This is a genomic window from Stenotrophomonas sp. GD03777, from assembly GCF_029842485.1.
Lineage (GTDB): Bacteria > Pseudomonadota > Gammaproteobacteria > Xanthomonadales > Xanthomonadaceae > Stenotrophomonas > Stenotrophomonas sepilia.
The window spans coordinates 1-2,920 of sequence record NZ_JAOCGL010000205.1; the positions used below are offsets into that span (position 1 = coordinate 1).

At 66.0% G+C, this 2,920-nt stretch carries 3 protein-coding genes; 2 read left to right on the forward strand and 1 reads right to left on the reverse strand.

The window, feature by feature from the left end:
• Window positions 1-211, forward strand: a 211-nt coding sequence (locus N5E02_RS20715) for an SIP domain-containing protein (protein WP_279946716.1), incomplete at its 5' end; no start/stop codon positions are given.
• Between the two features lie 69 nt (window positions 212-280).
• Window positions 281-673 carry a hypothetical protein gene (locus N5E02_RS20720; RefSeq protein ID WP_065196924.1) on the forward strand — a complete coding sequence of 131 codons (393 nt, stop codon included), beginning with the start codon at window positions 281-283 and terminating at the stop codon, window positions 671-673.
• A gap of 103 nt (window positions 674-776) precedes the next feature.
• On the opposite strand, the gene N5E02_RS20725 is transcribed toward N5E02_RS20720, so the two are convergent.
• Entirely contained in the window at window positions 777-2,741 is a 1,965-nt protein-coding gene (locus N5E02_RS20725) for a M2 family metallopeptidase (RefSeq protein ID WP_235646329.1), read from the reverse strand.
• Between the last annotated feature and the right edge of the window lie 179 nt (window positions 2,742-2,920).

Genomic DNA, 2,920 nt, shown 5'->3' on the forward strand with positions numbered 1-2,920 from the left:
CGCTGGCGACGAACTGGAAGAGATCGACGTTGACGCGCAGATCCTCTGGGAACAGGCCGATGCCAGCGTGGCCGGGCCGCTGTATGCCTGGGTGGCAGGCGAGGCGGGGGCGGTGATGGCGATCCGTCGCCATCTGGTCCGCGACTGCGGGCTGGACCGCCGCGCGATCACCTTCATGGGCTACTGGCGGCACGGCAAAGTGCTGGATTGAGGGGCTGTGAAGCGGCGTGGCGGGTGGGGTGCGCTATCCTTGCGCCCCCCCTCGCAGCGGTATTGCGCCATGTCCACCAGCTCCAAGACCCGCCGCGACCAGCGCCGTCGCCAGGAAAAGCAGGCCGCCAACAAGGCCGCTGCCAAGGCCTCGCCGGTGGAGCCGCATGCCGAACTGCGCGACGCGCAGCGCACCCTGCTGGCCGGTGTCGTGCGCCGCGACGGCGAATGGGTGCTGGGCATGGACGGCCGTATCGCCGGCCACAGTGACTCCGCCGCACAGGTACTGGCGCTGATCATGCAGGCCGGTGAACTGCACGAGCGCAACGGCACGCCGGTGCGCCTGATGTACTCCGATGCGCTGCGCGATGCCGCGCACGCCGAAGCGAAAGAGAAGGGCCAGACCTTCGAGGAATTCAAGGCGGAACTGGCCGCGGCGATGGCGGCGAAGAAGGACAGCTGACAGGCATTCCGGAAAAACCGGCCGCTGGGTCTTCATCGCGTAGCTGCCGGCCAGCGGCCGGCGCTACAGAAAGGGGCGGATCCTTGCGGACCCGCCCCTTTTCTCATTTCGCCGCCGGGGCGGCGTTGGCCTGCCAGCCACACATCTGGCCTTCGTTCTGCTGCTTCAGCCACTCGTTGACCGGAGTGAAGTACTCGATCATCGGGCCGGCATCGAGCTTGTCGGTGCCGGTCAGCTCCTTCAGCGTGGCCTGCCACGGCTGGCTGGCACCCTTGCTCAGCATCGCCCAGTATTTCTGGCCGGCTTCCTTGTTGCCGTAGAAGGTGCACTCGTGCAGCGGGCCCTTGTAGCCGGCTGCATCGCACAGGCCCTTGTAGAACTGGAACTGCAGGATGCGGGCCAGGAAGTAGCGGGTGTAGGGGGTGTTGCCCGGCACGTGGTACTTCGCGCCCGGATCGAAGAATTCCTCGCCACGGGGGCTGGCCGGGGCCACGCCCTGGTACTTGGCCTTCAGGTCCCACCACGCCTTGTTGTAGTTGTCGGCGGTGATCGAACCATCGAACACGCCCCAGCGCCAGCGGTCGATCATCAGCCCGAACGGCAGGAACGACACGCCCGACAGCGCCATGCGCATCTGGTTGTTGATGACCGCTTCGCGGCTCTCGGTCGGTGCATCGACCAGGCCGATCGAGCTGAGGTACTTGGGCGTCATCGCCAGCACGATGGTGTCGCCGATCGCCTCATGGAAGCCATCGTTGGCACCGCCCTGGAACAGCGGCGGCAGCGGGTTGTAGGCCAGGTCGTAATAGATGTGGCCCAGCTCGTGGTAGATGGTGGTGAAGTTCTCTTCGTTCGGCTTGATGCACATCTTGGTGCGCACATCGCCTTCCATGTTCATGTCCCAGGCGCTGGCGTGGCAGACCACGTCGCGGTCGTCAGGCTTGATGAACTGGGTCTTTTCCCAATAGGACTGAGGCAGCGACGGCATGCCCAGCGACACGTAGAAGTCCTGCGCGCGCTCGGTCATCTGCTTGGCGGTACGCAGTTCGGCCTCACGCTGCGCCTTGTACTGGGCGGCCACGTTGGCGTCCTTGCCGGCCTTGGCCAGCGCCGCGCTCAGGTTGGTCTGGTACTGCTTTTCCAGTGCCGCGGTGATGTCCAGGCTGCCGGCGCCGGGGTAGGGTTCCAGCTGGTCCCACAGGTTCGACCAGTCCTGCTGCCACATGTTGCCGAGCAGGTGCGCGGCGATCAGGCCGTTGCCCACTTCGGCCTTGTCCTTGCCGTAGGTCTTGTCCAGCTTGCCGCGTGCGTAGCAGTGCAGCTGCTCGTACATCGGCTTGACCTGTTCCCACAGGCGATCGGTTTCCGGGCCGATCTGCTCCGGCGGCATGTCGTAGCCGCTGCGCCACATCTGGCCGGCGTCGGCAAAGCCCATGCCCTTGGCGCCTTCGTTCACCAGGCCGACGAACTTCTGGTAGTCGCCGCGCATGCTCTTGGTGGTGCTGTGCCAGCCCTGCCAGGCGTCGAGCTGCTTGTCATAGTCGCGGCTGCGCGCCAGCACCTGTTCCAGCTCGCCCAGCTGGCGGCAGGAGTTCGGATCATTGGCATCGGTGCAGTACTTGCCGGCACCGTAGCTGCCTTCCATGCGGGTGGCGATCTGGGTCAGCTCGGCCAGCTTGGCCGGGTCGCGCGGCGCCGGCATCGACGACATCAGCTTCAGCAGGTGGATCGCGCGCTTGCTGTCCTCGCTCATCGGCTTGCCGTCGAACTTGGCGGCCTGTTCGATCCAGCTGTTGAGCTGGGTGAGCGAACGCTCGTTGGCTTTGGCCGCAATGCGTTCCGAATCACCGTTGATGTAGGTGGAGGACAGCCACTGCGCCGAGGTCATCTCCGGGTAAGCGGCCTTGAATTCGGCATTGATGCGGGCCACGAACTGGTCGGCGGTTTCACCGGCCGGAGCGCTGCTGCTGGCGGTATCGGTGCCTGGGGCAGCTTCCTTCTTGCAGGCGGCCAGGGCCAGCGTGGCGGCGGCGATTGCCGAGGCCAGCAGGAGATGACGGTGTTTCACGGGCGGTCCTTGGGTGGTGAACGACGGCCGAAGGCTAGTGGGCCGTCGCTGCCACCGCAAGTGGCGGACGTCAGCCGGGCGGCGCCCGGCACCCGCAGAGGCCAGAGCACAAGCAACAGCAACCGCCGAAGCAACCGCAACAGCGGGGTATCCGTGGGATGGCGCGGCGGTGTGGGCTT

Coding starts and splice junctions, on each gene's coding strand:
- N5E02_RS20720 (WP_065196924.1), top strand. CDS start 281: ATGTCCACCAGCTCCAAGACCCGCCGCGACCAGCGCCGTCGCCAGGAA.